Genomic DNA, 26,755 nt, shown 5'->3' on the forward strand with positions numbered 1-26,755 from the left:
TTATTTGGTTAATTGGTTATAGAGTTATTTGGTTATTTGGTTGACTGATTAATTGTCCACGATCGACAGTCCACCAAGTTGAATTGGTTTGTTTGGCTGCTGAATTATAATTTGGTAACTGAAACCTGATTCTAATATCAGTGACCGAACATTGACATACTGAGACTGAAATACTGATTAATTCTGCTTCAAAATTCGCAAATCGTAACTCGTCATTCGTAATTCGTAATTCCAACTCACCGTCCCACCCAAAGATCCTTCATCGACTTACCGTTGATCTGAAGGATAAACCTTGCGGGATTTGGGACCAAGACAACCCTGACATCCATTTTGTCAAACTGCTCTGATTCAACGGGGACACCTTCTTTTCCTTTGACTTCGTAAGTCACTTTCCCATAAGCATCGGGCGCTAATGGTGAATAGTTATTTGCCAGGTAGGCAGAAGGCAACAATACATCATTGTCCGATTTCAATTGGTTGTAGATTTTCTCTAAAATAGCCTCGAGCTCATCACCAAACTCCTCATTGAAGTCATCTTCCAAGTCATGAAGCTCTTCTTCGATGTCGTCGTATGCCGCATCAGCATAGGAGATTTTACTCAAAGCGATTTTTTTCTCTACAAGGACTGAAAGATCCTGATCCAATTTTTTGAAATCCATGGCGTTTTTATTTTTAAAAGCACGAAGGTAAAAATTAAGATAAGGTTTTCAAAAATCTTATTGGCCAACATTTTTCAAAGTTAATTCGCCCCCATGGGGATCAGCATTGTATTGGACAAAGGATCCTTCCGCATCCTTTTGGACTTCAAGTGTTTCCGTTTTTCCACCCTGAAGAAAATTGACTGATTTCCAACCGGCAGGAATGTACGTTTTGAGCGTTAATTTTTGTCGGTACCAATAGGGATCCAAAACCGAACCTAGCGTAAGGGTTATCATATCCTTACTGACCGTCTTGGTCATGTTGGTATTCATTCTTTGTCTCATATATTGGGTCACATCCCGGAATGGCGCCACCCACACTTCTTTGGATTTGCTGGCGATGTATTCAAAATAAGCCCTGATTCGGTCTTCCGGTATGGCTTCCCAACCGATTCCTTCAATCCCGTGAAATACCAAAACCAACCAAGTATCTTCTCTTGTCAGGATCTCATCTACCCAAGAATTCATGTGTTCAGGGGTTGTTTTGGACAAAGGGCCACGCTGCCATTGGATGTATTCTTTGCCATAATCCTGTGCCGCGTCAATCTTACCAGATCTGTTGATTTCCTCCAAGTAAGCTTCAGGCATCCTATTTCTTAGGGCCGGAAACATCTCCAAAGCATATTCCATCACCCTTTCATCTTCAGTTCCAAAGGGGCATTCTGCAGAAAAAAGCTGCTCTTTTCCAAGTTCTTTTTCAATCTCATCCCGACAAGCTTCCAATTCAAACAACAAATTCTTTTCATCCAATACCGCCAACCTTGGATGGGAAATTGTATGAACCCCAAACTCATGGCCATTTTGGGCATACTTTCGAATCTCTTCCCAATCGATCATCGGACCATCAATGATTTTGGGATAGACAAGTTCGGTGACTTTCAATTCCCTAGCCTTGGCAAATCCTTCATCGAGGATTTTAAAAGCTTGCTCCAACCGACCCTGCTCATAAGTTGCTCCAGATCGGTCGTGGTAAGATACAGCACCCGGCATATCCAAAAACCTGATCAAAGAAGCACGCTCAAAAATATTTTTCGCATTGGTTGGAATAGAAGCGGTTTCTGCGATTATCACTTTCGGGTCTCTGCCAAAAAACTGCGCATGGGTTTTTGAGGAGGGGATTTCTCCCGTGTTGATATAGAAAGTCCCTTTCATTCCGAGCTCTTCCATAATAGGCAAGGCAACATGGAATTGGTTATAAGTTCCGTCGTCGTAAGTCATAGAAATGGCTGCTTTTTTACCATCAGGCCATTTCAGGATTTCGGTTTTGAAGGCTTCTGCCTGACCGAATACTGACTGGATTTGGAATACCAAAATGATCAATGAAAGTAATCTTGGGCTTAAGGATTTGTTTTTGAGATTCATAGCTTCTAAAATTAAAAAATAACTTTTCTATCAACCCATCTTTTTGATAATTGGTCAGAATGGGGTTAAATTTCAAAAAAATCCAAACCCATTTTTATGCAAAACTATAAAAACCATGCCCGCAATTTCGCAGTCCATAATTATGTTTTGATTCCCTTGGCACTTGCTTTTTTCATTTGGACCGTTGTCAATTTGGTCAATGGGATTATCGATAGCACAGACTTTTCTGGTCATTTATACCACATGATTGCGGCTACATTATTGCTGTTATTGCCTCTGGTAGCGAGATATTATGGCCTAAAAAATCAGGATAGAATCATCCGCCTGGAGATGAGATTCCGTTATTTTGAATTGACAGGCAAATCATTCAAGGAAAAAGAAAGTAAGTTAAAGCTTTCTCAGATTATCTCCCTTAGATTTGCAGGAGATGATGAATTGCTTCCGCTAATAGAGAAAGCAATCAAAGAAGACATGAAAGCAAAAGAAATCAAATTGGCAATCAACAATTGGCAGGAGGACAATAGACGTGTATAAATTGAAATTAACTTTGTTTCTTTTATTTGTGACAGGAACAATATTCGCCCAAGTAACCGTGGAAAAGGAAGCAGAGAAATTGGCTCAAGAGCAACTTGATGCCTACAACAAAAGGGATATTGATGCTTTTGTAGCTCCCTATGCTGACAAGGTGAGGGTTTACAAGTTCCCGGATGAATTTATGTATGAAGGCAAAACAGAAATGTATGACATCTATGGAAGGATGTTTGCCAGGACGCCGGACCTGCATTGCCGATTGGTCAACCGCATCGTCATGGGCAATACCGTGATCGATCAGGAAGAAGTTACCATTTCCAAAAATGATCCGCCTATGAACGCCATCGCCATCTACAAAATCAAAGATGGAAAGATTGCCGAGGTGTATTTTATTCAGTGAAAAAATGTCCACGGTCGACTGTCGACTGTGGACCCATTTAACCTTCCAACTTTCCAAACCTTGAAACCTTTTAACCTTTTCTCCTCAATCCTCAAATTTTTCAATTTTTCAATTTTTCAATTTTTCCAATCTCTCAATACATCCCTGCATCGCTCTGAATTGGTGGTAGTTGGCTTTCCAGATATGTCCCTTGTCGGCAGTTTTGAGTTCAGGTTGCTTGTCTAATCCACCTGAATACCAATCTCCGTACTCGTGGTCTATCAAGTAATTCTGATTGTATTGCCACAGTTGCTCAAACTTCCCAAAGTAATCCCATTTATCATTGGGGAAATATTCCGACATCAAAAGGAGGGTATTCATCCCCTCTGATTGCGCCCACCAGTTTTTGGAATCTTTGATCACTCTTGGTTTTTCCTCACCAAGAAAATAATACCCCTCATCAAAAAATCCTGCTAGACTATTATCCCAGCCGTATGTCAGCGCATGGTCCACCATTTTTTTGGATTTTGTCAAAGTCACCTGATCATTTTCCCAACCAAGCACGTGCGAACTTTCCAACAGTAAATAAGCCGTTTCGACATCGTGCCCATAGGATACATGGTCCAGGCTTTTATGCTTCATGATGACTTCTTCAGATTGATCTTGGAAAGAAACCGGAGTCCAATCGGGTTGAAAAAACAAGACCAATGATCCTTTGTCATTGGTGATGGTATCCCTGACAAGTAAGAGCATTTCTTCCAGTCTTTCTTTCAAAACAGGATCCTTCCAGACCATATACAATTCCGTTAAAGCTTCCAATAAATGGATTGAACTGTTTTGGTCCTTATATCCTAAATCTGAAGTGGATGGAGTATCAGCTCCACGCACTATGGGAGTGCCATCCTGGGCCAAATGTTGGAAATAACCCTTATGAACCGGATCATGACTATGCGCTTCTAGCCAACGGAAGGCCTTGATCGCCATGTCCAAGCCTGCCGAATCTCCTGTAGCTCCGAAATAGGCAGCCAAGGCATAGATACCAAAGCTATTGCCATAGGCCGTTTTGTGTGGGGACTTGTCCAAAAGCGGCTTGCCTGACCTGTTGACCAGTTGGTAAAAACCTCCCTTTTCCTGATCCCACATTTTATCCCTAAGAAATTCAAAGCCGTGCTTGGCACCTTCTGCATAATGGCTTTGGTGGGGATAGCTTTTCACCGCTTTGGAATTGGACCAAAGGTGCCTCGTCTGCGTCACAATCATCTTTTCCTGACTGTTGTCTTTGAGTTGAAAGTCGTACGTAAAATTACTGAAATAGCCCCCGGAATCTTGGTCAATGGCCTTAGGATACCAGGTTTCCAAAAGGTTTTCCCTGAGCGATTTTTCCATTTCTTTGGCAAGGAGTTTATATTTATTTTCGGCGACTTCCGATTTTTCCGATTTTTGGCAGGAAGCACAGAAAAGAAGGGAAAGAAAAAAGAGGCTGATTTTCAGTTTCATGGGTTGGTTGTTTTAGGCGATCTTAAAAATAGCATAAAATCTTTTTGGGAAAACACTTTCATAGGATTTAAACATTCTCGAATTTGAACAAAAACTAAATGTATTAAGTGAAAGAAAACCAGTTCAAGTCAGGACATCTTTTTGGTATTTCCCGTCAGGACAAAAGGACAGCTGAACAGCTATCCTCTTTGTCAAACCCTAAATTGTTTTCCTTGATGAGATACAAGTTTATAGTGGTTACTTTTTTCGTTTTTTTCATTCAGATACCGGAAGGTTTTGCCCAGGTAAGGATGATGGCGGGTACCAATTATTCCAATATCCGCCATGATGGCCGCCTTGAGAAAACCCAAGGACAAATGAGCCTTCATCTTGGTGTCAATATCGAGGTTGTACCGCTTAGAAATATTCCCAATTTAAGTATCAAGACAGATTTGCTGTTAATTCAAAAAGGCTATACCCTAAGACTTGATGGAAGCAGATATCGCGTCAATCTTGAGTACGGAAGTTTTGCACCGATGGTCAAATATGCCGTCATGGAAGATTTCTCAATCCATTCCGGCGTTGAATTCAACAGGTTTATGGGTTCAAATGTAGGCGAGGATGTTACTTTTCGAAAAAACGAAAAAGCACTATTCTTCGGGTTTGACCTGTTCAATTCAAAAAGACTTTCTTTCTATACAAGAGCATCTTTTGGACTCACCCCAGTTCTTGATTATTATGACATTGACCCGATAGAGGGGATTCAAGGCAGGATCTCGGACCTATACACCACCACTATTATGCTTGGCATCCAATTAAACATCCACCATGAAAAAATCAGGTTTTAATACGGGGTTATTCTTTGCCTTGGGTATTTTTCTTTCTTCCTGTGATGGGTTTGTCCCTGATCCAATCGATCCAAGATTACCCGTTTACTCAGAATCAGGAAAAAATCAATCCGGTGCAATGATCAACAATTTACCATTTAAAGACCATCCGAGGGTTACCGTTTTTGGAAGTCCAAGTAATGGATACATTCTAAATCAAACTGATACTACTCTCATTTTGGAATTTCGTTTGTCAGATCAAAACAACTTAAATGACGTAAAGTCTCTACACTTTTCTATAGAAAAACTGACTCCCGGGGATTGGAAGGACATGGAGAAGGATTTTGGAAAAAAATTCAGCTTTGAAAATCCGAGTATAAAAGGCAAAATCATTACTTATTCCAATGATGGGGAAATAGAAACTCTAGCCGAATCCGGTCAGATTACTGTCAAGCATATCCCCGGCTCAAAAGCAATGGCAGGAACTTTTGGGTTCACTGCTCAAAACGCTTCTGGTAAAAAATATGAAATCCGGTTTGGGAGATACGACTATTTTTTCCAGCGATTGTAAAAATTACAACATTGTATTTACGCAATTATGCCAGTAGATTGGATATCCAATTAAATTCTTGTCTGCGGACTGAAATGCCAGGTACATCGGTCTTCCGACTTCGGTCTTCCGTCCCCACTGAAGAGGAATATAGGGTTACTGGCAAAGAAGGGTTTATCCATGATTACAACTTAGCCTTTGTCCAAAATCATATCCGAGGCCTTCTCCCCGATCATGATGCAGGCAGCGTTTGTATTGCCTGAAATGATGGTGGGCATGATGGAAGCATCGGCAATCCTGAGTCCGGAAATCCCCCTGACCTTCAGGTTTTCGTCCACGACCGCCATGTTGTCCTGACCCATCTTGCAGGTTCCGACAGGATGGTAGAGCGTTTCCAGACTTTTTTTGACATGTTCAGTCAGGCCCTTTTCATCAAATTTGTTGGGTAAATAAATCCCTGACTCGCTGAAATCCTTCAAGGGTGAAGTTTCCATTACAGCCTTGGCATTCATTATACCTTTGAGCAACACTTCCAAATCTCTTTTATCCGAAAGAAAATTAGGTTGAATCAAGGGCGCTTCCAATGGGTCGGCAGATTTCAAACCTATAAATCCACGGCTTTCGGGCCGGATTAGGATTACCATGATACTAAAGCCGCTTTTGTAGGGGAAGGTCTTATAATCGTAAATGTCCGTACTGTAATCTTCAGCAATCGCTGAAGCAGCGAGATGAAATTGGAGGTCAGGTCTATCCAAACCTTCTTTTGAGGCCAAAAAAGCATTGGCTGTCAAAGGCCCGTTGCACAATGGTCCTTTCTTGAAAAGCAGGTATTTCAAAAGTGATTTCCCCATTTGGAGTGGCTTCAAGGTGTGGTTGTCGGTAGGAACTATGGAAAATGAACTCAGGCCCGACCAAACATGGTCAATCAGGTTTTGTCCCACTCCGGGAAGATGATGTGTAGAAGTGATGCCAAATCGGGCAAGATACTCCTTGTCCCCTATCCCCGATAGCATCAAAATCTGTGGTGACTTTATGGCGCCGGCGCTTAGGATAACTTCTTTGGCAGCTGAAATTTGTTCTTTCTCGCCTTTTGCATTGATGACCTCCACGCCTGTGGCCTTTTCGTTGTCAATCATTATTTTTGTGACAGTGCAACCTGTTTTTACTTTCAGGTTTTTTCTATGCAAAACTGGTTTGAGGAAGACAGTTGCCGTGCTTTGTCTTTGGTTGTTTTTGATATTGAACTGAAGCATAGAGGCCCCAAACTGCTCGGCACCATTGTATTCTTCATTATGAGGAATACCTATTTTTTGACAAGATTCTATAAAAACATGACCCAATTGATGTGGCTGACGGGAATAGCCAATATTCAAGGGTCCATTTTTGCCATAATATTCCCCTGTAAAATCTTCATTATGTTCTGATTTTTTGAAGTAGGGCAATATGTCTTTGTAAGCCCAACCCGTATTCCCCAAAGCTTCCCATTCATCGAAATCAAGTTTGTTTCCCCTGACATAAGCCATCGCATTGGTACTGCTGCTTCCTCCAAGAACTTTGCCCCTTGGCACAAAAAGCCTTTTTCCATCTACATGATCCTGAGGTTCTGTCCAAAATGCCCAATCCACTTCAGACCTGTGCAATTTGGTATAGCCACCGGGAATATGGATTTCTTGTTTGGTGTCCTTATTCCCTGCCTCAACCAGCAAAACAGTATTTTTGGGATTTTCAGAAAGCCTGTTGGCCAAAACACATCCTGCCGAACCTGCGCCGATAATGATATAGTCGAATAGCATTTGAGTTACTTTTTGGGTTTATTGGATCAAAATAAAAAAGGATGCGAACTCCTCAAAGTACCGCATCCATTTTGTTTTTCTGATTTACAAATCAGGCTGAAATTGTCTTTTCATGCATCTCTTTGATCTTCCTGCGTAAGATTTTGCCGACGTTGGATTTTGGGAGTTCATCCGCAAAGTACACTTCCCTCGGAACTTTATAATTGGTCAGGCTTTCTTTGGAAAGGGCAATGATTTCGTCCGCAGTCACGGATTTATCTTTTGCCACTACATAAGCCACTACTTTTTCATTGGACTTGGGATCAGGCATACCGATGACTCCTACTTCAATCACTTTTGGATGGAGGGCGATGGCATTTTCCACTTCATTTGGATAGACATTGAATCCTGATACGAGGATCATTTCTTTTTTCCTATCTACGATCTTTACATATCCATCTTCATCCAAAATACCGATGTCACCGGTTTTGAACCACTCTCCGTCCATGACTTTGGCAGTTTCTTCAGGCCGGTTCCAATAGCCTTTCATGACTTGGGGACCTTTGATACAGATTTCACCACGGTGGCCGATTCCTAGATTTTGTCCTTCATCGTCGATAATTTTGACATCCGTATTGGGCAACGGAATCCCGATAGTACCGATTCTTTCTGTTCCGTCTATTGGATTACAGGTAGCAACAGGCGAAGTTTCTGTCAAACCATAGCCTTCCGCCAAAGGAACTCCGGTAATTTTTTGCCACTTTTTGGCTGTGGCTTCCTGTACTGCCATGCCGCCTCCGACAGTGACTTTGAGAGTTGAAAAATCTAGATTTGCAAAACCCTCAGTATTCATCATCCCATTAAACAAGGTGTTGACGCCGGTGATTACTGTGAATTTTACTTTGCTGAGTTCCTTCATAAATCCCGGCATATCCCGTGGATTGGTGATGAGAACATTGTGCGCACCGATTTTCATCATCGCAAGACAATTGACCGTCAGCGCAAAAATATGGTAAAGGGGAAGGGCAGTGATGACGATTTCCTCTCTTTCTTTGAGTTTTGGTTTCATCCACTCGGAGATCTGCTGCATATTGGCGCAGATGTTTCCATGGGTAAGTTCAGCCCCTTTGGACACGCCTGTGGTTCCGCCCGTGTATTGGAGGTAGGCCGCGTCTTCTAAGGTCATTTCTTCCCTTTTGTAGCTAGCCGAAGCGCCCAAAGACATCACCTTTTTCCAGCTTATGGCTTTTGGAAGGCTGTAGGCAGGTACCATTTTCTTGACATATTTGACCACAAGGTTGACAATCGTCCCTTTCAATCCGCCCAGCATGTCGCCAAGTTCGGTGACGATAACATGTTTGGCTTCGAGTTCATCATAGATTTTCTCCAGGCTGCAGGCAAAATTTGCCAAAATTACGATGGCAGAAGCACCTGAGTCACTGAACTGATGTTTCATTTCTGTTGGCGTATACAAAGGATTGGTGTTCACCACCACCATTCCTGCCCTCAAAATCCCAAACATTGCCACGGGATATTGGAGACAATTAGGCATTTGGATCGCGACTCGGTCTCCTTTTTTCAGCTTCAGGTGATTTTGCAGGTAAGAAGCAAAGTCTTTGGATAGCTTGTCTACCTCATTGAAAGTGATGGTCTTGCCCATACATTCGTAGGCCACGGAAGAACCGTAATTTTTTACGCTTTCTTCAAAAAGGTTGACGACTGAACTATATGCGTGGACATCGATGTCTGTTTTGACATTCGTGGGGTAAAACTTATACCAAGGGAAATTATGCATAGGGTTTATTATTTTTGGGTTGAATTGATTTGGGGAATTTATCAATACTAAATATAAAAGATTAATATTTGGAAAAAAATAAAGCCAATTTCCTTTGACTGAAATTGGCTCCAACTCTATTTTTTATCGATTTCACTGCAAGATTTTCCTTGCAATCAGCTCTTTCATGATCTCATTGGTACCTGCATAAATACGTTGAACCCGGGCATCAGCAAAAGCCCTTGCCACGGAATAATCCCACATGTACCCATATCCCCCATGCAACTGCACGCATTCATCGGAGACCGTACACTGCAACTCGGTCAATAGGTACTTGGCAGAGGATGCCATCGCCCCATCGACTTTCTTCTGGTTGTGGAGCATTACCAACTGATCTGCATAGATCCTTCCCTGCTCAAGTTTGGCTCCCATTTCGGCAAGTTTGAACCGTGTATTCTGAAAATCAGAAACCATCTTGCCAAAGGCAGGTCTGTTTTTGACATAGTCCACCGTGATTTTAAAAATAGATTCGGCCAAGGCAATCGCCGCCAATCCCACAATCAATCTCTCTTGCGCCAACTCCGTCATTAGGTATTTGAATCCCTCTCCGACTTTTCCGAGAAGATTTTCCTTGGGGACTTTCACATCTTCAAAAAACAGTTCACAGGTATCCTGCGCATGCAACCCCACCTTATCAAAAGGAACCCCTTTGGAAAATCCGGCCATGTCCCTGTCCACGATGAAAAGACTGATTCCTTTTGCTCCTTTGCTTGGGTCTGTTTTGGCTGCAACGACCACTACATCACAGAGAAAACCATTGGTGATGAAAGTCTTAGACCCATTGATCAGGTAATAGTCTCCCTTATCCTCTGCCGTGGCTCGGATCGCTTGCAGGTCAGAGCCTGCGCCAGGTTCGGTCATCGCAATGGCGGATATCAAATCCCCACTGATCATGCCCGGGATGTATTTGGCTTTGGCCGCTTCGGTACCGTAATGGTGGATGTAAGGAAACACGATGTCGCTGTGGAGCGGATATCCGATCGCAGGACCGGAGCAACCCGAAAGTCCCAATTCTTCAATGAAAACAGCATTGAATCTAAAATCCTGAAGTTCCAAGCCACCATATTGCTCGAGAGCTTGGAGACAGAGAAAACCGTTTTCTCCAAGCTTCTTCCAAGACTCACGGCTGACTTGCTTGTCTTTTTCCCATTGGGCATTGTTGGGTGTAATTTCTTTGGCAATAAAATCTCGGAGAGACTGACGGAACATGTCATGCTCTTCGGTAAAAATCGTTCGGGGTACTGAATACATAAGAATTTGGGTTTATACGATTGCAGGATTATATCCAGTGAATTAAATAAGAAGGATATTATAAAGTTTAAAATTAATCAAAAATAAACCTTACCAAGGGGATTTTTGGGAACTGCTTATCGAAAGATTTATTTCACGCAGAGACCCAGAGAAAAAAAAAGGTTATTACCAAATCACTTTCATTTATTTGAACTATGTGATCTATCTGTCTATGTGTTGAAAAAACATAACCGCAAAAGACACTCAAATTAATGAAAAGGCCTCCCTTGCGACCCTTAGCGAAACCCCTGCATCCATTGCGGTAAAAATTCCACGCAGAGACCCAAAGAAAAAAAGAAAAATGATTTACATTCTTTTCCCTATGTGGTCTATTTGTCTATGTGGTAAACCCTAGCGAAACCATTGCGTCCTTAGCGATTCAAATTTCACGCAGAGACCCAAAGAAAAAAAGAAAAATGATTTACATTCTTTTCCCTATGTGGTCTATTTGTCTATGTGGTAAACCCTAGTGAAACCATTTCGTCCTTTATGGTATAGATTCTACCTCCGAGTGCCCAGCGTCCACAGATAGAATATTCATGTTTTTTTCTCTGTGTCCTACTGAATCTCTCTATTGTTTATTGCAGCCAATCAGCCCTGAAAGGGCGGAACATGCTAGAAGATTATTCCACCCCTTCAGGGCTAACCAAATTCAATTCACCTTTGTGAGGATGGGCTGCACCCATCCTTTTGTTATCCCGCCCTTTCAGGGCTTAAACCAAGAAAAACAAATATATTTTTATCTCAGTGATCTCTGCGCCATCTGTGAAGATTGCTTAAACTCCCTTGTGCCCTTCGCGAAACCATTGCGCCCTCTGTGGTAAAAAAGAATCAATCCCAAGGTTTTCTTGGTAGTTTTTCGTCTCGCTGAGCAGTGTTATAGACCATTGCGGCAATGATGACCGCCGCCTGAGTCATATCCGCAAACTGCATCCTTTCATACAAATCCATATTGGTATGGTATCCTTTGCCGTAATCAATAGGATCCTGTATAAACTGAAATCCCGGTACGCCCACAGCTTCAAAAGCCACATGGTCCGTCGAACCGGTGTTTCTCCTTGTGATCGTATTGGCACCAAGTTCATGAAAAGGCTCAAACCACTTCTCGAAAATCGGAACAACCATGTCATTTCCCTCCACATAGATTCCACGGATTTTCCCTGATCCATTATCTAAATTGTAGTAAGCGGAGATTTTGTCCCATTCGCCCTTTTTCTCTTTGGATGTTCTGTCGGCTACATACTTTTGGACATATCCTCTAGACCCGAATAATCCCTGCTCCTCTTCTCCCCAAATGGCAATCCTGATAGTCCGCTTCGGTTGTACATTCAAAGCTTTCAAAATCCTGATCGCCTCCATCATCACAGCCACTCCTGCAGCATTGTCATTGGCGCCTGTTCCTGCATGCCAACTGTCAATATGCGCTCCAAGCATCACAATTTCGGCTTTGAGGTTCTTGTCTGTTCCAGGGATTTCTGCCAAGACATTGTAGCCTTTGTAATCATCGTCCAACCATTCTACTTCGATTTCGGCTTCGATGCTGACCGATTTTCCGTTTTTCAACAACCTATATATCCTGCCATAATGCTCCGCGGCAATTTCCATTTCAGGAACTGTCGGTTTCTTGTCGGTACTGTATGAACCGGCTCTTGTATGAAATACCGTCCCGAAACTTCCCCTTGTCCCCGTAAGCCTCAACCCGACTTCCTCTTCCAAAAGGAAAGTTGTGAGCTTTTGGTCCAAATCACGTTGCGCACGCATCTGCGCCAACACTTCCGGAGTGTAGCGGGCATTGTTGCCACCGATATTGATGGTCTTTCTGTCTTCCAATTCCTGGTCAGTCCATCTTTTTGCTTCCGCTTCGAAAGCCGGATTCAACGTCAGCGTCGCCGGTGCCATGACGACTTTGCCTTTGAGCTTGCCTTTGTATTTTTCAAAATCGGCATCAGAATTAATTTCCAACAAAGTCACCTCAGATTCTACCAATCCATTGGTCCCATCTGTCCATGCTTTTGGATAGCCAATGACTTGGGCATAGTAGGGCAATTTCATCGCGACATACGATTTTTTTACATTCCATCCCCTGCCAAATTCCCCATAAGAATCAATTTTGACATTGGAAAGTCCCCACTCTTGGAATTTCTCTGAAGTCCAAGCCCTTGCATTTCGTAAGTTGGTGGAACCTGAAAGCCTTGGTCCTAGGTAATCCGTCAGGTGGAAGGAAATGTCTTGGATTTGGGATTTGTTGATGCCTTCGGTTTTGATGCGGTGCATCATCTCAAGGTCAACTTGCTCTTGTGCCCATGCCTGACCAATGAACAGTAAAAAAGCGAGGGATAAAAGGGATAATTTGATGGATTGGTTCATAAAGTATTGATTGAATTTTTAAATCTAGTTTTATTGACCGATAACCGATGACCGATGTATCGATTGTTTGTTTGATCGAGAATCCAAAAATGTAAAAAAATCCAAAATGGTACGTGCCATCAATGTAATTTATAGATTTATCAAAGAATCAATTTTCCAAAAGACAAAAGTTCTTTGGAGGTTTTGGCCAAGACAATGGAGTCAAATTCAGCTCACAGATAGGCCGTAAGACTTTCAAACAGATTATGCACTTAAAAAAACAGGATAAATGGGGAACAAAAAGGTCACACATTTTTCTCTGCCAATATTATCTTGGATTTTTTGCAATCATTTACCTCATAAGCTAAATTACTTCCTTACTTAACTTTGACAAAAAGAATATCGTCAGATGGAGGTCCATTACCGGCAACAGGTTGGGCAAAAAGTAGAAATTCCGTTCCGTCGTTTGAAAGGTTAATTTGATAAATATCTACCTGACCCGGATAAAATTCTTGTTTTACCATATCTTCCATTTTGGCACCGGGTGGGTTTCTAAAATTTTCTGCAGGATAAAAAGTTTCTTGAGGCATCAGTGTTAACTGATTATCTGTAGATCGAAAATTTCCTTTCCAAATTAATTGGTAGCCTATATTCTCGGTAGCACCAGGTTCTCTATAGCTAATACTCCAGGTGTAGGTTCCATCTGTTTTAAAGTTATAACTTAAGACCCCTTCAAATCCATAGGTAGGGTCAATGCCTGTTTTTTCCCAAGTCCCAATCAATTCGGGAGAAAAAATATCCTCCTTTTCCTGACAAGCTGAAAATAAAATCAGAATGCATCCAATAAAAAAAAGCTGGATATTTTTCATAGAGTAAATAGTTTATGTTTGGGATAGTGAAAAGTAAAAAGTAATACTTAATTTAAAAAGAGAATTTAAAAATTATTTGTAAAAGTTAGTTCAATTTTTTTTTGAATAGAAAGAAGTTTGATGACCCAAGACTGATTTTTTTCCACAAAGGCATAGGATTACTTTTGGGAATAAATGATAGAGTTCAATAAACTAATTGCCAATATTTTTGATTAATTGATTGAAGAAATTCTTCCTTTAATTGATCATCCAAAAATGTAAAAAATTCAAAATGGTCGCTGCAATCAATGTAATATCTCAATTCGTCCCAAACTCATTTTCATGATTTTACAATTACCCCTTGATCCATCCCAAGAAAAATATCTCCGAAATGCGGGTCTACTCCTGCCCGATGAAAAAATTCTGGAATACAGCAAAGCCGGCGAAGGAAATATGAATGTGGTCGTGAGACTGATAACCCAAACCAGCAGCCTCATCCTAAAGCAATCCCGTCCTTTTGTCAACAAATACCCTACAATTCCCGCTCCTTTGGGTAGGATATTTATTGAGGATGATTACTATCGGATCGTCAATTCCCATGTTTTCCTCTCCGGTTTTTCTCCCAAAATCATTTTTCGGGACAAAAAAAACCACCTAGTAGCTATGGATGACCTAGGTATCGGCGCGGACTTTATGGGCATTTACAGTAAGAGAATGGACCTTTCCCCTGACGAAATCGCTACCCTCCCAGATTACCTCCTTTCCCTCCACCAACTTGAAATCCGCAATTTTCCTGACAATATGGAGATGAAAAAGCTCAACCATGAGCACATTTTCTTCTATCCCTTAATGGAGTTCAATGGATTTGACCTCGATAACATACAGCCGGGATTGCAGGCCCTGTCTATGAAATATAAAACTGATCTTGCCCTGAAAAATGCCGTCAAAACATTAGGCAAAAGGTACCTGCAAAAAGGAAATCACCTACTCCACGGTGATTTTTATCCGGGAAGTTGGATCAGGGTAGACTCGGGCTTGAAGGTCATCGATCCGGAGTTTGCCTTTATGGGAGATGCGGAATTTGACCTTGGTGTCTTGATCGCCCATCTCAAAATGGCCAAAACAAACCCGGAAACTATTCAAAACATCCTTGCCCGATATACCTCCCAATCAGCGCTTGATGAAAAATTGCTCCACCAATATATAGGAACAGAAATCCTCCGAAGGCTTATCGGATTGGCGCAACTCCCCTTGGCATTGACCTTGGAAGAGAAATCCTCCTTGGCTGATGAAGCAGCAACATTGATCCAAAAACCATGAAAAAAAGTATAAGTACAAGCATCATGATCGCTTTATTGGGTCTTATTATGTCCTGCAAAAGCCCCGAAAACAACACCGAAATCCCTGAAGAGGATATCAAAGCTTTGACACTTTCGGACGAAGAACTGCGGGACAAAGTGTTGGGAATGCTTGTTGGTTCGGCGATAGGTGATGCCATGGGCGCGCCCACTGAAATGTGGTCCCGCGAAATGATCAGCGCCGAATATGGTTTTGTGCAGGATTTGGACTCCATGGTCAGGGAAGTGTCTCCTGAAGGAATCTGGAAAGCAAATCTACCTGCCGGCGGAACCACCGACGACACAAGGTGGAAAAAACTCGTCTTCGAATACCTTGCAGGAGAAAACCCAAAATCACTCGAACCTAAACAGTTTGCCTCCCATATCTTGGCGCAATTTGATGGGTACCTTGCTGAGTACAAAACCATCGAAAGCGAAACCGCCCAACCATTTGAAGCAAATTCTCTCAAAGTCGGGTGGCTACAGGAATGGGCAAAAGCAGCACGGCCGTATGTCAAAAATGACCTCAACGGTTATCAGATCGGGCTTAGTACTTTCTATGGCGGGGAAATGGTCTGCGCAGGATTGCTTTATGCCCCTGCGATCGGGGCGTTTTTTCCTGAGAACCCTGAAAAAGCCTATTCCGAAGCTTTCAAATTGGCCTTGTTTGACATCGGTTATGCGAAAGACATCACGGCACTTTCCGCAGCGATGACCTCTGCAGCCATGAAAAAAGACGCCACCCAAGCCGAAGTACTTGACGTGCTGAGGTCGGTCGATCCAGAGCAATACTATGGAGCAAGGTTGGTGGGAAGAAGTTCCTACAGGATCCTGCAGACAGCCCTTCAGATCGTGCAGGAAGCCAAAACGATCAATGAAGCAACGTTCACCACCGAGGAGGAAAGATTCGCCAAAGCCCAAACTTGGACACCCGAATACTTGCAGCCTGTCTTCGAGCAACTCGACCAACACCTGCAAGACATGCCCTTCCACGCCGGTGAAATCCACCTTCAGGTCCTGACAGCCATGATTTTTGCGGATTTTGATTTTGAGAAAACCCTCATCTTCCTAGTCAACTATGGCAGAGACAACGACACCACGGCAGCCATCGCCGGTGGGATATTAGGAGCATATTATGGTTTCGACCGCCTCCCCGAGCAGATGAAAAACCAAGCTCTCGAAGTCAACAAAAAAGAACTCGACATTGACTTGGTGGAATTAGCGGAGAATATGAGTGAGAATTTATTGAGGAGGTATAAGTAAGTGGTTAATTGGTTATTTGGTTATTTGTTTAATTGTTTAATGGGTAATTGGTTGATGGGATTGTAAATTTTGGGTCATCAATTTATTCCTACAAATCAATTTTTAAACAGCTTGAGATTGACTTACCTCTATTTATTCTACGATTTATATATTTTAGGTTATTCTTCGCCAGCTCTATGAACTTTGATTTATTGGTAAATACCATCCAGCAAACTCATGTCACACTCCACCAAAGTGCGCTGACAGCTGTCAACAAAAGCCTTACAATCCGAAATTGATTAATAGGTTTTTACATCGTTGAATTTGAGCAAAATGGAAAGGACCGTGCTAATTATGGTGAAAAATTACTTGATCAATTAGCTGACTCAATTAATATTAAAGGTCTTGAATCAAGAAATCTTAAATCATTTCGTCAGTTTTATCAATCGTATCCGCAAATTGTGCGGACGGTGTCTGCACAATTAGCCAATTGGGTTTTGCCAACCACCAAATTCGTCAATTATCAACGGACGAATCTCAAAACAATGAAAATCTTATAATAAAAATTGTGCTTTCTGCAAATGCACAATTCAAGAACCTCCCAAGAAACAACCTTCAAGTACCAGCAGATAAAAGCCCTGAAGAATCAACTCCAGGGCTTTGGTCTACAATAGTGGTTAAGTTTACAGGTAAAGAGTTTTTGTTCTTCCGGTGGCGTCAGTTACTTTCAATGACACATCCTTTGTTGTTAAATTTTTCAAGTGATAGACTTTGGCAAATCCTTCAGGTTGATCGATTTTTTCAGAAAAAATAGCATTTCCCTTTTGGTCTAAAATTTCAACTTTAGTACCCGGTTCTTCCAATCCAATCACTGCCAATCTGAAAGAGTTTTCGTCTATACTTTTACCGTAGGCCATCAATGGTAGTGGTGCAGGTGCCTCTTTGGTTTCGACGGTGTAGATCATTTTTTCAGCATTTGGCTCTTTGATATTGCTTTCGATAGAGATTTGATACTCTCCGGCAGGAAGCAATGAAAAGTCATAAGGAATCTGCATGTCTCCTTTTACTTTTACGTATTGCTGATGAAGCTTCTTGCCATCACTGTCAAGGACAGCAAGTTTGACTTTGCCCAAACCTTCTTTCAAGGAGATGGATACTTTTTTGTCTTTGGAACGTACGGAAGACATTTCTTCGATTCCTTCATTTGATGCGTTTGCGAAGCTGGCTACACCTAGTGTGGCGGCTAATGCGAGTGTGAGTAATTTTTTCATTTTGTGTGGTTGTTTATAAGTTGGTATGATCCCTTATCCATCTTCTGTTCCAAAAATTTTTAGGCATCGGGACAAGAAATTCCCATATTAAAAAAATTTAACACAAACGTCACTTGATTCACATTCCATTGTTTGCGGAAAAGTAATGGAAACCCAAAACCTGTATTGTCCTGATACAATTGGACATCAAAGTGTCCTGTTTCAGGACAGGTTTTGGCAAAAAACTAAAGTTGCTACTTTGCCAAAGGTTGCATGGTCTAGAGAAAATTAACCAAAATTAATTTTGAAAAATATTCTCAAAAAATTTTTGACAATAATCAAATCAAAAAACCTGTACGGTTATGTACAGGTTCCGTTCTACATCGGTCAAGAAAAGCGGACAAATGGCTTTTATAATTCTGATTTGATGATTTTGACCCTTTCAGAAATCGTCATGTTACTGATATCGAGGTTTTCGGAAGTTGCTTTGAGGAATTCCAAAACTGCTCCTTCGTGATTGGTCGAAGCTCCTTCCTTGACAGTGACATAGCGCATGGTGGTCCAAAGGACGGTTTTTAGTTCCTTTTCTGTATCATCAGTCATGTAGTATTCGACGACGATGGTGTTGTGGTTATACCACAGCAGGCGACTCATGATGCGGACCCACTCCCCTACTTTGGCGGGACGGACATAGGAGATGTTGTGGTTATAGACCACCCAAGCTGATTTGTATTTGCGGATAAAATCGATGACCTCTACGCCATAGAGCTTCGGAACCTGATCTTCACGGGCATTGAAAAAGTAGTCGAAGTACTTGGCATTGTTGAGGTGCTGCAGGGGGTCACAATCCTGAAACCTGATGACGACGCGGCTTTCGGTTTCCTTTGGATAATGCTTTTCTGGATTGTATTCAAACATCTGAGTTCGGTTTAAGGATGGAACAACATGAATTTATTGAATTGTTCCTACTTGGGGAAAAATTGGTTATTTGTTATTGGTTTAAAGGTTATTACAGAAACAAATTAAACAATATTTGCGGCCAACATCATAATCTCAAAAACTTTATCAGGCTGAGTTAAATACTTCCTACAGGTTATTAGAATGGTTTCATCCTACCCAAAACAGAAACAAATTAAACAATATTTGCGGCCAACATCATAATCTCAAAAACTTTATCAGGCTGAGTTAAATACTTCCTAAAGGTTATTTAGAATAAATGGTTTCATCCTACCCAAAACCTAAGGATCTCCTACCCCATACCTGTAGTTCCGCTATAGTCTCCCCCACCTTCCCATAAGGATACTCCGTGTCCCTCCTACCCATACTCCGTGTCCTCCCTAACCATACTCCGCCTCTGCGTTACCCTTTAGGTACCTTTTGTCTATTCCCTATAGCATCTTTGCTATATTGGGATCTCTTAATATCTATAGAAATTCATTCCTCATTATTAATTTTGAATTCATCATTCCTTTTCTTTCCGCACCCTATTTCATCTGAACCTCTAACTTTTTACCTCTTACCAAATTCATCCTTCCTCCCCCGACCTTCCCCTAACATTCCTTCAACTCTATCAAATTAAAGTAAAAACCCTACCACCACTCCTCATTACTATACATTTTCTTTTTAGAGGCCTTTTCACGGTTGTACATTCGGAGGTACTGTCCATCCAAATACCTGACACGGTAACCAAGTAAATGAAAAAATGGCTTGGCCATATATTTAGCAACCTTTAGATCAACCCGCAGGATTTCCTTATCCCGATGTTCCCATTTTACTCCCGGAAGTAAGGTGAAGAGATTGTCAAATTTGATTTTCCTTAAAAAAGCCGAAAGTGTCAATGCAAATGCAGGGATCTTTCTGATGATAAAAAATCCATCGCTTCCCTGATTTTGGTAGAGTGGCATAAACAACATTCCGTCAAAAGAAGCATAAACAGGCTCAGAATTATTGGTTGCCAAATGGGTTCCTATATTGATTTTTTGGAAGCTTTCATACCCGGGCAACATTTTGAATACATCCATACCAGTGATTTTGTGAAGGTATACCACCTCAAAGATATCATTGACAGAATTGGAAGCATTTTTCAATTGCATTTTATACTTATCATAATCCTCTAAATCAGATTTTCCAATGACCCCTGCAGCTACCAATGTCAAATATGTAAAAGCCACACTATTGCTGACAGCCTCAGGATCCTGATGTTGCCCGGATTCAAATCCGATGGCCACATATCCCAATTGGTTGATAAAGCTCAGCAAAGGCCCGTCAAGGTGCTCTTCTATTCCAAGTACAATGGGTACAGGAAATTGAATTGCAAATTTCCTGTTGATCATCGAGTCATTGATAGTAATGAAAGGAAGCGTTTTGCTCGAAGTCGTATGGTAATCAATAAAATAAAAAGGGCCATTTTCAGATTTGGTGATTTCTTTGAGTAAATCCAAAAGGTCGAGAAGTTCTTTTTCTTCTTCCAAAAGAGCTTTTTTGTTTGAAACCATCTTGATGTTTGCCTTGGTCCAAAGCCTGTTGAGGTCTACATCGACAAATCTTTTGCCTTCTGCCAGCGCTTTGAGATTACCTAAAATACCATAGATAGTTCCATTCAAATTGTTCTCTTTGGCAGAAATATCTTCAAATACCCTCGCGAGGGCATTGACTCCTGCAGGTTCATTGCCATGGATGCCTGCAAAAAACAAGACCGTGGGCCCGGGTTTATTACCTTTGATTTTTTGAATAACCCGGCTAGCGGGGAGGTTTTTTTTCGGAGTCAAAATTTGAGTGTCCATTACAAGTCATTTGAAGTCAATATTCCGACAAGTTTGTTATCCCTTACCACCGGCAAGGAACGGATTTTATGCTTTTCCATCAATGCCTTGGCATCGTCTACTGTGCTATCCTGATCGATAGTGATCAATTCTGTTTTCATCAGCGACTTGACCGTGGCACTTGTTGAATCCCCGTTTTCAAAAAGCACCTCGACATCAACCCAAGATAAAATCCCCAATAGTTCTTTGTCTGCCTTGATGACAGGCATGTGGTGGATATTTTTCCATTTCATCATGTGGGCAACCAATTCTATGGAATCTTTTTCTTCCACAGAAAAAATATCGGTACTCATGACATGGTGGACTTTTTTGGTGATATTGAAATTGGACATGGCCTCCGGGAGTAGTACCTCCCATTCAGAAACGGGTTTTTGTGTCTCTTGATGCAGAAATATGTTTGCAGTCAAAACCTGTAAGGCAGCATCCGGCTTCTTGGTGCGGAGCAGATTTCGATAGCTTTTGGTAATCCATTGCGATCCATTATGTGATTTGATGCGTTTTGTGATGACTGAAAGGTACTTTTCAATGTCATTTTCCGAAATGCCAACTTTTGTCAAACCTTCTTTTGCCATGGGCAAGAATACCTCTGACAGTAGGTCCTGACTTGTATACAATTTTCCATCCCAATGAAACTGCGCAGCCATGCCGTACCTTGCAGCAGCCAAAAAATTGAATTTCACATCTTTGAAATCCATCATGGTGTGGATCTCTTTATATTTGTTAGGTATGCCTTTCATTAATCCTACCCAAAAAGCCAGGTTGGCAATCTGATCGGTGACCGTCGGACCCGAAGGAATGTACCTGCATTCAATGCGCAAATGAGGCTTGCCACCACCTACGCCATAACAGGCGCGGTTCCACCGATAGACAGTTCCATTGTGAAGGCAGAGGGCTTTCAGCAACGGTATTTCACCTTTATTTATTAAATCAACACTGTCGTCATCAAAATCCGCGGTAAGAATGCTTCGAAACCGTGCAATGTTATCCTTGAAGACATCTGAGATGGAACCTGTTTGCCATTTGCTTTCAAAACTTACCCTAGGCTGATTTTCATTCAGGAGCAATGAATTGGTCCTGATATCAACACTTTGTGTAAAGAGTGCAATCCTTGTTTCACTCCAAAGCTCTTTCCCAAAAAGTAAAGGAGAATTGCAGCATGCCGCCAAAACTGGTCCGGTGATCGCCTGAGACCAATTGAACAAGTCAACAAACTCATCCGGATCGACCTGAAGATGCATCTGAAAACTTGTGTTACATCCCTCCAGCATGACCGAATCATGCAGCATCGTCACCTCATCCACTCCTTTGATATGAATACTGAAGTCCTGTCCACGGGATTCTTTGGCTGCTTCATTCAAGATGAAATAGCGATCTACTGCCGTCATGCTATCTAAGGTAGTGTGCTTTGGCGCGATGGTAGGCAAAATTCCGGTGAGTAAAATCCTCGAATCAGATTTCTGAGCGGCGTTTTTGGCTTTGTCCAGTAAGGCATCAAGGTCTCGATGGAGAAAAGAAAAACAATCGCCTCCTAAGACAATTGGGTCGGTGTTGATTTCTAGGTTATAATTTCCGATTTCGGTAGTGAAATGCCCATCGTTGATTTCCTTCAAGACTTGAAGGGAATTATTGTTTGGCAAAAACTCTTTGTCAACAATCCAAAACTCCTGTTCAGCCCCGATCCGGATCGGTGATTTTTCAAACATGTCATTCTCAATCAGCAACTCAAGTGCTTCTAGATCCCTAACCAAATGATGAAGGTAGATGGCTCTTTGTTTTTTTCCTCTTAGTTTCTGAACATTTTTTGAACCCATTGTTTCTCCTCTATTATTTGTGAAGCTAAGGAAAATCAAGCCTGAAAAACATGAGAAAAGTCACATCTCAGGTTGATATTAATTTGCTGATTATAATCATTATTAATCCGGAATTGGATTGGGATCAGAATTTCCCATGAAATTCTGATCCCAATAAATTGACTTTATTTTATTAAGTTTGAATTTAGGGCATAAAGAATTTTACTACACAATTAAAAAAAAATAAACATGGATCGGATCCAAATCATACAAGAGATTTTTAGCAAAACTGGTTTTACAAACTACCTTGAAATAGGCTGTCAAACTGGCAAATCCTTCCTTCCAATAAGGGCAAAAAACAAAACTGCAGTTGATCCTGTTTTCAAAATCCCTATCGGGCGGAAATTGAAAAATCTCATTAAATGGCCAAGTAATAAGCATAACAGGTATTTCACAGAAGAGAGTGATGCTTTTTTTGCCAATCATAAAGACTATCTCAAGCAACTTGGACACTTGGACGTTGTGCTTGTTGACGGATTGCACAATTTCAGAACATCACTCAACGATGTACTCAATTCTCTGGAATACTTAAATCCAAAAGGACTGATCCTCATGCATGACTGCTATCCGCCAAATGCGGCTGCTGCATTTCCTGCAGAATTTTTTCCTACAGATGAGGAAATAAAAAATCTAAAAGGATGGACAGGTGAATGGTGTGGAGATGTCTGGAAGTCTGTAGCATACCTGATTCAAAAGTATCCTGACCTATTAGAAACTGGGGTCATCAATACAGATTACGGACTGGGATTTGTAATGCCCAAATCCGGATTCAAAGAAAGGAATTTCAAAATCGATGAAAAGCTATTTGCTGAAATTGACAAGCTTACCTATGAGGACATGATGAAAAACCCTAAAGAAACCATCAATCTCAAAGAGGTAGGCTATGCGGGAAAGATGATATCGAAGATTGCCTCAGCGTCAAAATGATTGTTTCCCCTTTAAATCATACTCCTAAAAATGCAAGAAGAACTTGACAGCAGTAGCTTAAATTTCAGTCAGGACTCCCTTTTACTCCTTAATGTTTCCTTGGCCATCATCATGTTTGGTGTTGCCTTGGATCTGAAAATGGCTGATTTCAAATACATAGCAAAAAATCCGAAATCATTTGGGTTAGGTATTGCTTCACAATTTTTTTTTCTTCCTCTTCTGACTTTGGTATTGGTCTATCTAATCAATCCTCCACCATCTGTAGCTTTGGGCATGTTTCTCGTTGCAGCTTGTCCGGGAGGAAATGTTTCGAATTTCATGACTCATTTGGCCAAAGGAAATACCGCATTGTCAGTATCATTGACCGCGTTTTCTACAGGATTTTCAATCTTTATTACCCCATTCAACTTTGCGCTGTGGTCTGGATTTTATGGACCTACAGCCGATTTATTAAAGGAGATTTCCTTATCCTATGCTGATGTGTTTCAGACAGTGGCGCTGATTTTAGGGATTCCCTTGGTCCTGGGTATGATGGTCAATAGCCGCTTTCCTAACTGGGCCGCAAAAGCCACTAAAATCCTGAAGCCGGTGAGCATCCTTATCTTTGCCTCCTTTGTCGTCATCGCCTTCATTGGAAATTACAACTTGTTTTTGAAGTTTATCGGCTTGATATTCCTGTGGGTACTTGGACATAATTTTGTCGCCCTTTTTTCAGGATTCTTTCTTTCAAAACTTGGAAAACTGAGTTTGGCTGATACCAAAACACTTACTATTGAAACAGGAATCCAAAATTCCGGTTTGGCATTGGTCCTTATTTTTACTTATTTCGATGGATTGGGTGGCATGGCTATCATTGCAGCATGGTGGGGCATTTGGCACATCATTTCGGGAATGAGCCTGGCGACTTACTGGAAAAGAATCACAGAAACAAACCCGAGATTGGCTACCCAAAAAGGTTAGACAGGTAATTAAAAATCCGATTCATGAAAAACCTTTTCAATGCTATTCTAAGGCTTGTTGTCAAAATTGCCCTTCATGGATATTTTACCAAAATCAAAGTTTATGGAAAGGAAAATATACCGAAAGGCAAAGCTGTCCTGATTGTATCCAACCATCAAAATGCACTGATTGACCCTATTCTTATCGCCACACATACCGATTTGAAACCCCATTTTTTGACCAGGGCGTCAGTTTTCAAAAAATCCTTTATTGCCACCTTGCTGGATTTTATCAGGATGATCCCAATATATCGGGTCAGGGATGGGATCAATAACATGGAAAAAAACAATGAGACTTTTGACAAAAGTGTCAGTATTTTATTGGAAAAAGGCAGCATTGTCATCTTCGCAGAAGGAAATCACAGCAACGTAAGAAACCTAAGGCCTTTGAAAAAAGGATTTGCACGTATAGCGTACCAAACTCTGGAAAAGTACCCCGAACTTGATTTGGTTGTATTACCGGTTGGCATCAATTACAGTAACCACCGGTATTCCGGAAGCAAGGTCAGTCTTGTATTTGGAAAACCAATCAAACCAAGTGATTACTTCCCGCTTTTTGAGACATTGATGACATCTGCCTACAAGGCATTGGAACCTTTGGTCACTACAATTCCCGATGAAAATTATGAAAGAGATTTAGAGGATCTCATTCAAAACCGAATTGACCTTACCGAACCCAAAAAGGTCAGGGAATTTTTATTCAAAGAAAATTCCGATCCCCTCGAAAAACCATATTCCAGACCCTATTTTTCAAATAAAGTCATGAAAGTGCTGCATTTTCCATTGTATTGGATCTGGCTATGGATTCAGCCAAAAATCAAAGACAAAGTATTTTATGCCACTTTCAAATTTGTGATCGGACTAGTTATGATTCCTGTTTGGTATGGATTTTTGGTTTTTGGATTACCCAAATTAGATCTTGTGGAATGGTCGTTCTCTTGGGCATTTTTAGGCCTCATATACCTATTGGCAAATAGGAACGGGCAGGAGTAGGGAGGTTGGAAGTTGAGAAGGCAGGAAGTTTGGAAGTTTGGAAGTTAAAAAGTTGGAAAGTTTTGAAAGTTAGAAGTTGTTGGTCCAATTATAACAGTCAAGGTGCCTGAAAGACAAATCACCTCTGTAAACTGAGACTGACCACTGAGACTGCTAACTGCAACTGACCACTGAACACTGCGACTGACCACTGCACCCGAAAACTGCCAACTGAAAACTGCGACTGGAAAACTGCCCCAAACCTTTTCATTTTCCCTATATTTGACTCATTAAAATATAAACCCAAAACACATTAGATTATGAAACAGGATTTTCTTCCCATCAACGGGACAGACTATGTCGAATTATATGTAGGCAATGCCAAGCAATCTTCCCTTTTTTACCAATATGCTTTTGGATATGAGCTGATCGCCTACGCAGGGCCCGAGACAGGTGTCAGAGACCGAGCTTCTTATGTATTGAAACAGGATAAAATCAGGCTCGTGTTGACCACCCCTTTGAAAGAAAAGCACCCAATCGCTGACCATATTAAAAAACACGGTGATGGTGTCAAAGTATTGGCGCTATGGGTAGATGACGCTGCACAATCTTTCAACGAAACCGTCACCCGCGGAGCTGTTGCATACGAAGAACCGAAAGTCCACAGAGATGAATTTGGAGAAGTCGTAACGGCTTCTATCCGCACTTATGGCGAAACAATCCATACTTTTGTCGAGAGAAAAAATTACAAAGGGGTTTTTCTTCCTGGCTATAAACCTAGAAAAAGCGAATACAATCCTACCCCGATAGGTCTAAAATACATTGACCACTGTGTCGGTAATGTAGGATGGGGTGAAATGAATAAGTGGGTGGATTTTTATGAAAAAGTGATGGGTTTTGAACTTCTGATCACCTTCGATGACAAGGACATTTCCACGGAATATTCGGCATTGATGTCTAAGGTAGTCGCTAATGGCAATGGATTTATCAAATTTCCGATCAACGAGCCTGCTGAAGGGAAAAAGAAATCGCAGATTGAGGAATACCTTGATTTTTATAACGGACCTGGCGTGCAGCATATGGCCATTGCTACAGAGGACATTATCCACACGGTATCGGAATTAAGAAAACGAGGCGTTGAATTCCTTGAAGTTCCGGCTTCCTACTATGAAGACTTACTGGATAGAGTTGGGCAGATAGATGAAGACCTGCAGCCTTTAAAAGATCTGAATATCTTGGTGGACCGGGACGAAGAAGGTTATCTCTTACAGATTTTTACCAAGCCTGTGCAGGACCGTCCTACCTTATTCTATGAAATTATCCAAAGGAAAGGTGCCAAATCATTCGGAAAAGGAAATTTCAAGGCTTTGTTCGAAGCGATTGAACGAGAACAGGAATTGAGGGGGAATTTGTAGGAAGTCAGAAGTAGGAAGTCGGGAAGTAA

At 41.4% G+C, this 26,755-nt stretch carries 24 protein-coding genes; 11 read left to right on the plus strand and 13 right to left on the minus strand.

Features of this window, described 5'->3' with window-relative positions:
- Positions 1-236 precede the first annotated feature (236 nt).
- Both M3O96_RS20170 and M3O96_RS20175 read right to left on the minus strand, forming a co-directional pair.
- Complete coding sequence (locus M3O96_RS20170) at positions 237-659, minus strand: hypothetical protein (protein ID WP_249723864.1); 423 nt, start codon at positions 657-659, stop codon at positions 237-239.
- A 57-nt stretch (positions 660-716) separates the two neighbouring features.
- Positions 717-2,060, minus strand: coding sequence for a polysaccharide deacetylase family protein (locus tag M3O96_RS20175; protein ID WP_249723871.1), 1,344 nt, complete (start codon positions 2,058-2,060; stop codon positions 717-719).
- A gap of 96 nt (positions 2,061-2,156) precedes the next feature.
- On the opposite strand from M3O96_RS20175, the gene M3O96_RS20180 reads away from it, so the two are divergent.
- Together M3O96_RS20180 and M3O96_RS20185 are read left to right on the plus strand one after the other, a co-directional pair.
- Entirely contained in the window at positions 2,157-2,594 is a 438-nt protein-coding gene (locus tag M3O96_RS20180; RefSeq protein WP_249723873.1) for a DUF6526 family protein, read from the plus strand.
- A gap of 13 nt (positions 2,595-2,607) precedes the next feature.
- The gene (locus M3O96_RS20185; protein WP_249723875.1) at positions 2,608-2,991 is read left to right on the plus strand and encodes a nuclear transport factor 2 family protein; all 384 of its coding nucleotides are present in this window, start codon (positions 2,608-2,610) and stop codon (positions 2,989-2,991) included.
- Between the two features lie 108 nt (positions 2,992-3,099).
- On the opposite strand, the gene M3O96_RS20190 is transcribed toward M3O96_RS20185, so the two are convergent.
- Complete coding sequence (locus M3O96_RS20190; RefSeq protein ID WP_249723877.1) at positions 3,100-4,467, minus strand: AGE family epimerase/isomerase; 1,368 nt, start codon at positions 4,465-4,467, stop codon at positions 3,100-3,102.
- A 107-nt stretch (positions 4,468-4,574) separates the two neighbouring features.
- On the opposite strand from M3O96_RS20190, the gene M3O96_RS20195 reads away from it, so the two are divergent.
- Entirely contained in the window at positions 4,575-5,294 is a 720-nt protein-coding gene (locus M3O96_RS20195; RefSeq protein WP_249723878.1) for a hypothetical protein, read from the plus strand.
- Entirely contained in the window at positions 5,275-5,844 is a 570-nt protein-coding gene (locus M3O96_RS20200; protein WP_249723880.1) for a Riean_0653 family protein, read from the plus strand. Before M3O96_RS20195 ends, M3O96_RS20200 begins: the two co-directional genes overlap by 20 nt.
- 170 nt (positions 5,845-6,014) lie before the next feature.
- On the opposite strand, the gene M3O96_RS20205 is transcribed toward M3O96_RS20200, so the two are convergent.
- From M3O96_RS20205 to M3O96_RS20225, 5 genes are all read right to left on the minus strand, one after another.
- Complete coding sequence (locus tag M3O96_RS20205; protein ID WP_249723882.1) at positions 6,015-7,616, minus strand: GMC family oxidoreductase; 1,602 nt, start codon at positions 7,614-7,616, stop codon at positions 6,015-6,017.
- Positions 7,617-7,707: 91 nt separating this feature from the next.
- Positions 7,708-9,390, minus strand: a complete 1,683-nt coding sequence (locus M3O96_RS20210) for an AMP-binding protein (RefSeq protein WP_249723884.1) — start codon at positions 9,388-9,390, stop codon at positions 7,708-7,710.
- A 132-nt stretch (positions 9,391-9,522) separates the two neighbouring features.
- Positions 9,523-10,680, minus strand: coding sequence for an acyl-CoA dehydrogenase family protein (locus M3O96_RS20215; RefSeq protein ID WP_249723893.1), 1,158 nt, complete (start codon positions 10,678-10,680; stop codon positions 9,523-9,525).
- Between the two features lie 870 nt (positions 10,681-11,550).
- A complete protein-coding gene (locus M3O96_RS20220) occupies positions 11,551-13,086 on the minus strand; it encodes a M20/M25/M40 family metallo-hydrolase (RefSeq protein WP_249723895.1) in 1,536 nt (511 codons plus the stop codon).
- A gap of 356 nt (positions 13,087-13,442) precedes the next feature.
- Positions 13,443-13,934, minus strand: coding sequence for a hypothetical protein (locus M3O96_RS20225; RefSeq protein WP_249723897.1), 492 nt, complete (start codon positions 13,932-13,934; stop codon positions 13,443-13,445).
- 321 nt (positions 13,935-14,255) lie between these two features.
- On the opposite strand from M3O96_RS20225, the gene M3O96_RS20230 reads away from it, so the two are divergent.
- The 3 genes from M3O96_RS20230 (at position 14,256) to M3O96_RS22215 (ending at position 17,052) form a co-directional block, all read left to right on the plus strand.
- Positions 14,256-15,233, plus strand: a complete 978-nt coding sequence (locus tag M3O96_RS20230) for a phosphotransferase (RefSeq protein ID WP_249723907.1) — start codon at positions 14,256-14,258, stop codon at positions 15,231-15,233.
- Positions 15,230-16,513, plus strand: a complete 1,284-nt coding sequence (locus M3O96_RS20235) for an ADP-ribosylglycohydrolase family protein (RefSeq protein WP_249723908.1) — start codon at positions 15,230-15,232, stop codon at positions 16,511-16,513. The genes M3O96_RS20230 and M3O96_RS20235 overlap by 4 nt, the downstream gene beginning before the upstream one ends.
- Positions 16,514-16,806: 293 nt before the next feature.
- On the plus strand, positions 16,807-17,052 hold the full coding sequence (locus M3O96_RS22215) for a DUF1016 N-terminal domain-containing protein (protein ID WP_502798925.1): 246 nt from the start codon (positions 16,807-16,809) through the stop codon (positions 17,050-17,052).
- A gap of 123 nt (positions 17,053-17,175) precedes the next feature.
- Here M3O96_RS22215 and M3O96_RS20240 read toward each other — a convergent pair whose 3' ends face one another.
- From M3O96_RS20240 to M3O96_RS20255, 4 genes are all read right to left on the minus strand, one after another.
- Complete coding sequence (locus M3O96_RS20240) at positions 17,176-17,763, minus strand: T9SS type A sorting domain-containing protein (RefSeq protein WP_249723910.1); 588 nt, start codon at positions 17,761-17,763, stop codon at positions 17,176-17,178.
- Positions 17,764-18,153: 390 nt separating this feature from the next.
- The gene (locus M3O96_RS20245; protein ID WP_249723912.1) at positions 18,154-18,660 is read right to left on the minus strand and encodes an acyl-CoA thioesterase; all 507 of its coding nucleotides are present in this window, start codon (positions 18,658-18,660) and stop codon (positions 18,154-18,156) included.
- A 671-nt stretch (positions 18,661-19,331) separates the two neighbouring features.
- Positions 19,332-20,525 (minus strand): succinylglutamate desuccinylase/aspartoacylase family protein, encoded by a 1,194-nt coding sequence (locus M3O96_RS20250; RefSeq protein ID WP_249723914.1) that lies wholly within the window; start codon positions 20,523-20,525, stop codon positions 19,332-19,334.
- On the minus strand, positions 20,525-22,375 hold the full coding sequence (locus M3O96_RS20255; protein ID WP_249723923.1) for a CBS domain-containing protein: 1,851 nt from the start codon (positions 22,373-22,375) through the stop codon (positions 20,525-20,527). Before M3O96_RS20255 ends, M3O96_RS20250 begins: the two co-directional genes overlap by 1 nt.
- Before the next feature lie 228 nt (positions 22,376-22,603).
- Between M3O96_RS20255 and M3O96_RS20260 the strand changes: the two genes are divergently transcribed.
- The 3 genes from M3O96_RS20260 to M3O96_RS20270 are packed head-to-tail and all read left to right on the plus strand — an operon-like array spanning position 22,604 to position 25,332.
- Complete coding sequence (locus tag M3O96_RS20260) at positions 22,604-23,341, plus strand: class I SAM-dependent methyltransferase (protein WP_249723925.1); 738 nt, start codon at positions 22,604-22,606, stop codon at positions 23,339-23,341.
- A gap of 30 nt (positions 23,342-23,371) precedes the next feature.
- On the plus strand, positions 23,372-24,301 hold the full coding sequence (locus M3O96_RS20265; RefSeq protein ID WP_249723927.1) for a bile acid:sodium symporter family protein: 930 nt from the start codon (positions 23,372-23,374) through the stop codon (positions 24,299-24,301).
- A gap of 23 nt (positions 24,302-24,324) precedes the next feature.
- A complete protein-coding gene (locus M3O96_RS20270; RefSeq protein ID WP_249723928.1) occupies positions 24,325-25,332 on the plus strand; it encodes a lysophospholipid acyltransferase family protein in 1,008 nt (335 codons plus the stop codon).
- Positions 25,333-25,450: 118 nt separating this feature from the next.
- On the opposite strand, the gene M3O96_RS22075 is transcribed toward M3O96_RS20270, so the two are convergent.
- A complete protein-coding gene (locus tag M3O96_RS22075; RefSeq protein ID WP_283774055.1) occupies positions 25,451-25,582 on the minus strand; it encodes a hypothetical protein in 132 nt (43 codons plus the stop codon).
- Positions 25,583-25,631: 49 nt separating this feature from the next.
- Between M3O96_RS22075 and hppD the strand changes: the two genes are divergently transcribed.
- On the plus strand, positions 25,632-26,726 hold the full coding sequence (hppD, locus tag M3O96_RS20275) for a 4-hydroxyphenylpyruvate dioxygenase (protein ID WP_249723929.1): 1,095 nt from the start codon (positions 25,632-25,634) through the stop codon (positions 26,724-26,726).
- Positions 26,727-26,755: the final 29 nt, after the last annotated feature.

This window comes from Aquiflexum sp. TKW24L, assembly GCF_023502205.1.
In the GTDB taxonomy this organism is placed as follows: Bacteria; Bacteroidota; Bacteroidia; order Cytophagales; family Cyclobacteriaceae; genus Cognataquiflexum.

Bases quoted from the DNA above. Each gene is read 5' to 3' on its own strand.
- M3O96_RS20230 (WP_249723907.1), top strand. From the start codon at position 14,256: ATGATTTTACAATTACCCCTTGATCCATCCCAAGAAAAATATCTCCGA.
- M3O96_RS20250 (WP_249723914.1), bottom strand. From the start codon at position 20,525: ATGGACACTCAAATTTTGACTCCGAAAAAAAACCTCCCCGCTAGCCGG.
- M3O96_RS20270 (WP_249723928.1), top strand. From the start codon at position 24,325: ATGAAAAACCTTTTCAATGCTATTCTAAGGCTTGTTGTCAAAATTGCC.
- M3O96_RS22075 (WP_283774055.1), bottom strand. From the start codon at position 25,582: ATGAAAAGGTTTGGGGCAGTTTTCCAGTCGCAGTTTTCAGTTGGCAGT.
- M3O96_RS20245 (WP_249723912.1), bottom strand. From the start codon at position 18,660: ATGTTTGAATACAATCCAGAAAAGCATTATCCAAAGGAAACCGAAAGC.
- M3O96_RS20235 (WP_249723908.1), top strand. From the start codon at position 15,230: ATGAAAAAAAGTATAAGTACAAGCATCATGATCGCTTTATTGGGTCTT.
- M3O96_RS20215 (WP_249723893.1), bottom strand. From the start codon at position 10,680: ATGTATTCAGTACCCCGAACGATTTTTACCGAAGAGCATGACATGTTC.
- M3O96_RS20220 (WP_249723895.1), bottom strand. From the start codon at position 13,086: ATGAACCAATCCATCAAATTATCCCTTTTATCCCTCGCTTTTTTACTG.
- M3O96_RS20210 (WP_249723884.1), bottom strand. From the start codon at position 9,390: ATGCATAATTTCCCTTGGTATAAGTTTTACCCCACGAATGTCAAAACA.
- hppD (WP_249723929.1), top strand. From the start codon at position 25,632: ATGAAACAGGATTTTCTTCCCATCAACGGGACAGACTATGTCGAATTA.
- M3O96_RS20190 (WP_249723877.1), bottom strand. From the start codon at position 4,467: ATGAAACTGAAAATCAGCCTCTTTTTTCTTTCCCTTCTTTTCTGTGCT.
- M3O96_RS20265 (WP_249723927.1), top strand. From the start codon at position 23,372: ATGCAAGAAGAACTTGACAGCAGTAGCTTAAATTTCAGTCAGGACTCC.
- M3O96_RS20240 (WP_249723910.1), bottom strand. From the start codon at position 17,763: ATGAAAAAATTACTCACACTCGCATTAGCCGCCACACTAGGTGTAGCC.
- M3O96_RS20175 (WP_249723871.1), bottom strand. From the start codon at position 2,060: ATGAATCTCAAAAACAAATCCTTAAGCCCAAGATTACTTTCATTGATC.
- M3O96_RS20260 (WP_249723925.1), top strand. From the start codon at position 22,604: ATGGATCGGATCCAAATCATACAAGAGATTTTTAGCAAAACTGGTTTT.
- M3O96_RS20180 (WP_249723873.1), top strand. From the start codon at position 2,157: ATGCAAAACTATAAAAACCATGCCCGCAATTTCGCAGTCCATAATTAT.
- M3O96_RS20225 (WP_249723897.1), bottom strand. From the start codon at position 13,934: ATGAAAAATATCCAGCTTTTTTTTATTGGATGCATTCTGATTTTATTT.
- M3O96_RS20170 (WP_249723864.1), bottom strand. From the start codon at position 659: ATGGATTTCAAAAAATTGGATCAGGATCTTTCAGTCCTTGTAGAGAAA.
- M3O96_RS20205 (WP_249723882.1), bottom strand. From the start codon at position 7,616: ATGCTATTCGACTATATCATTATCGGCGCAGGTTCGGCAGGATGTGTT.
- M3O96_RS20200 (WP_249723880.1), top strand. From the start codon at position 5,275: ATGAAAAAATCAGGTTTTAATACGGGGTTATTCTTTGCCTTGGGTATT.
- M3O96_RS20255 (WP_249723923.1), bottom strand. From the start codon at position 22,375: ATGGGTTCAAAAAATGTTCAGAAACTAAGAGGAAAAAAACAAAGAGCC.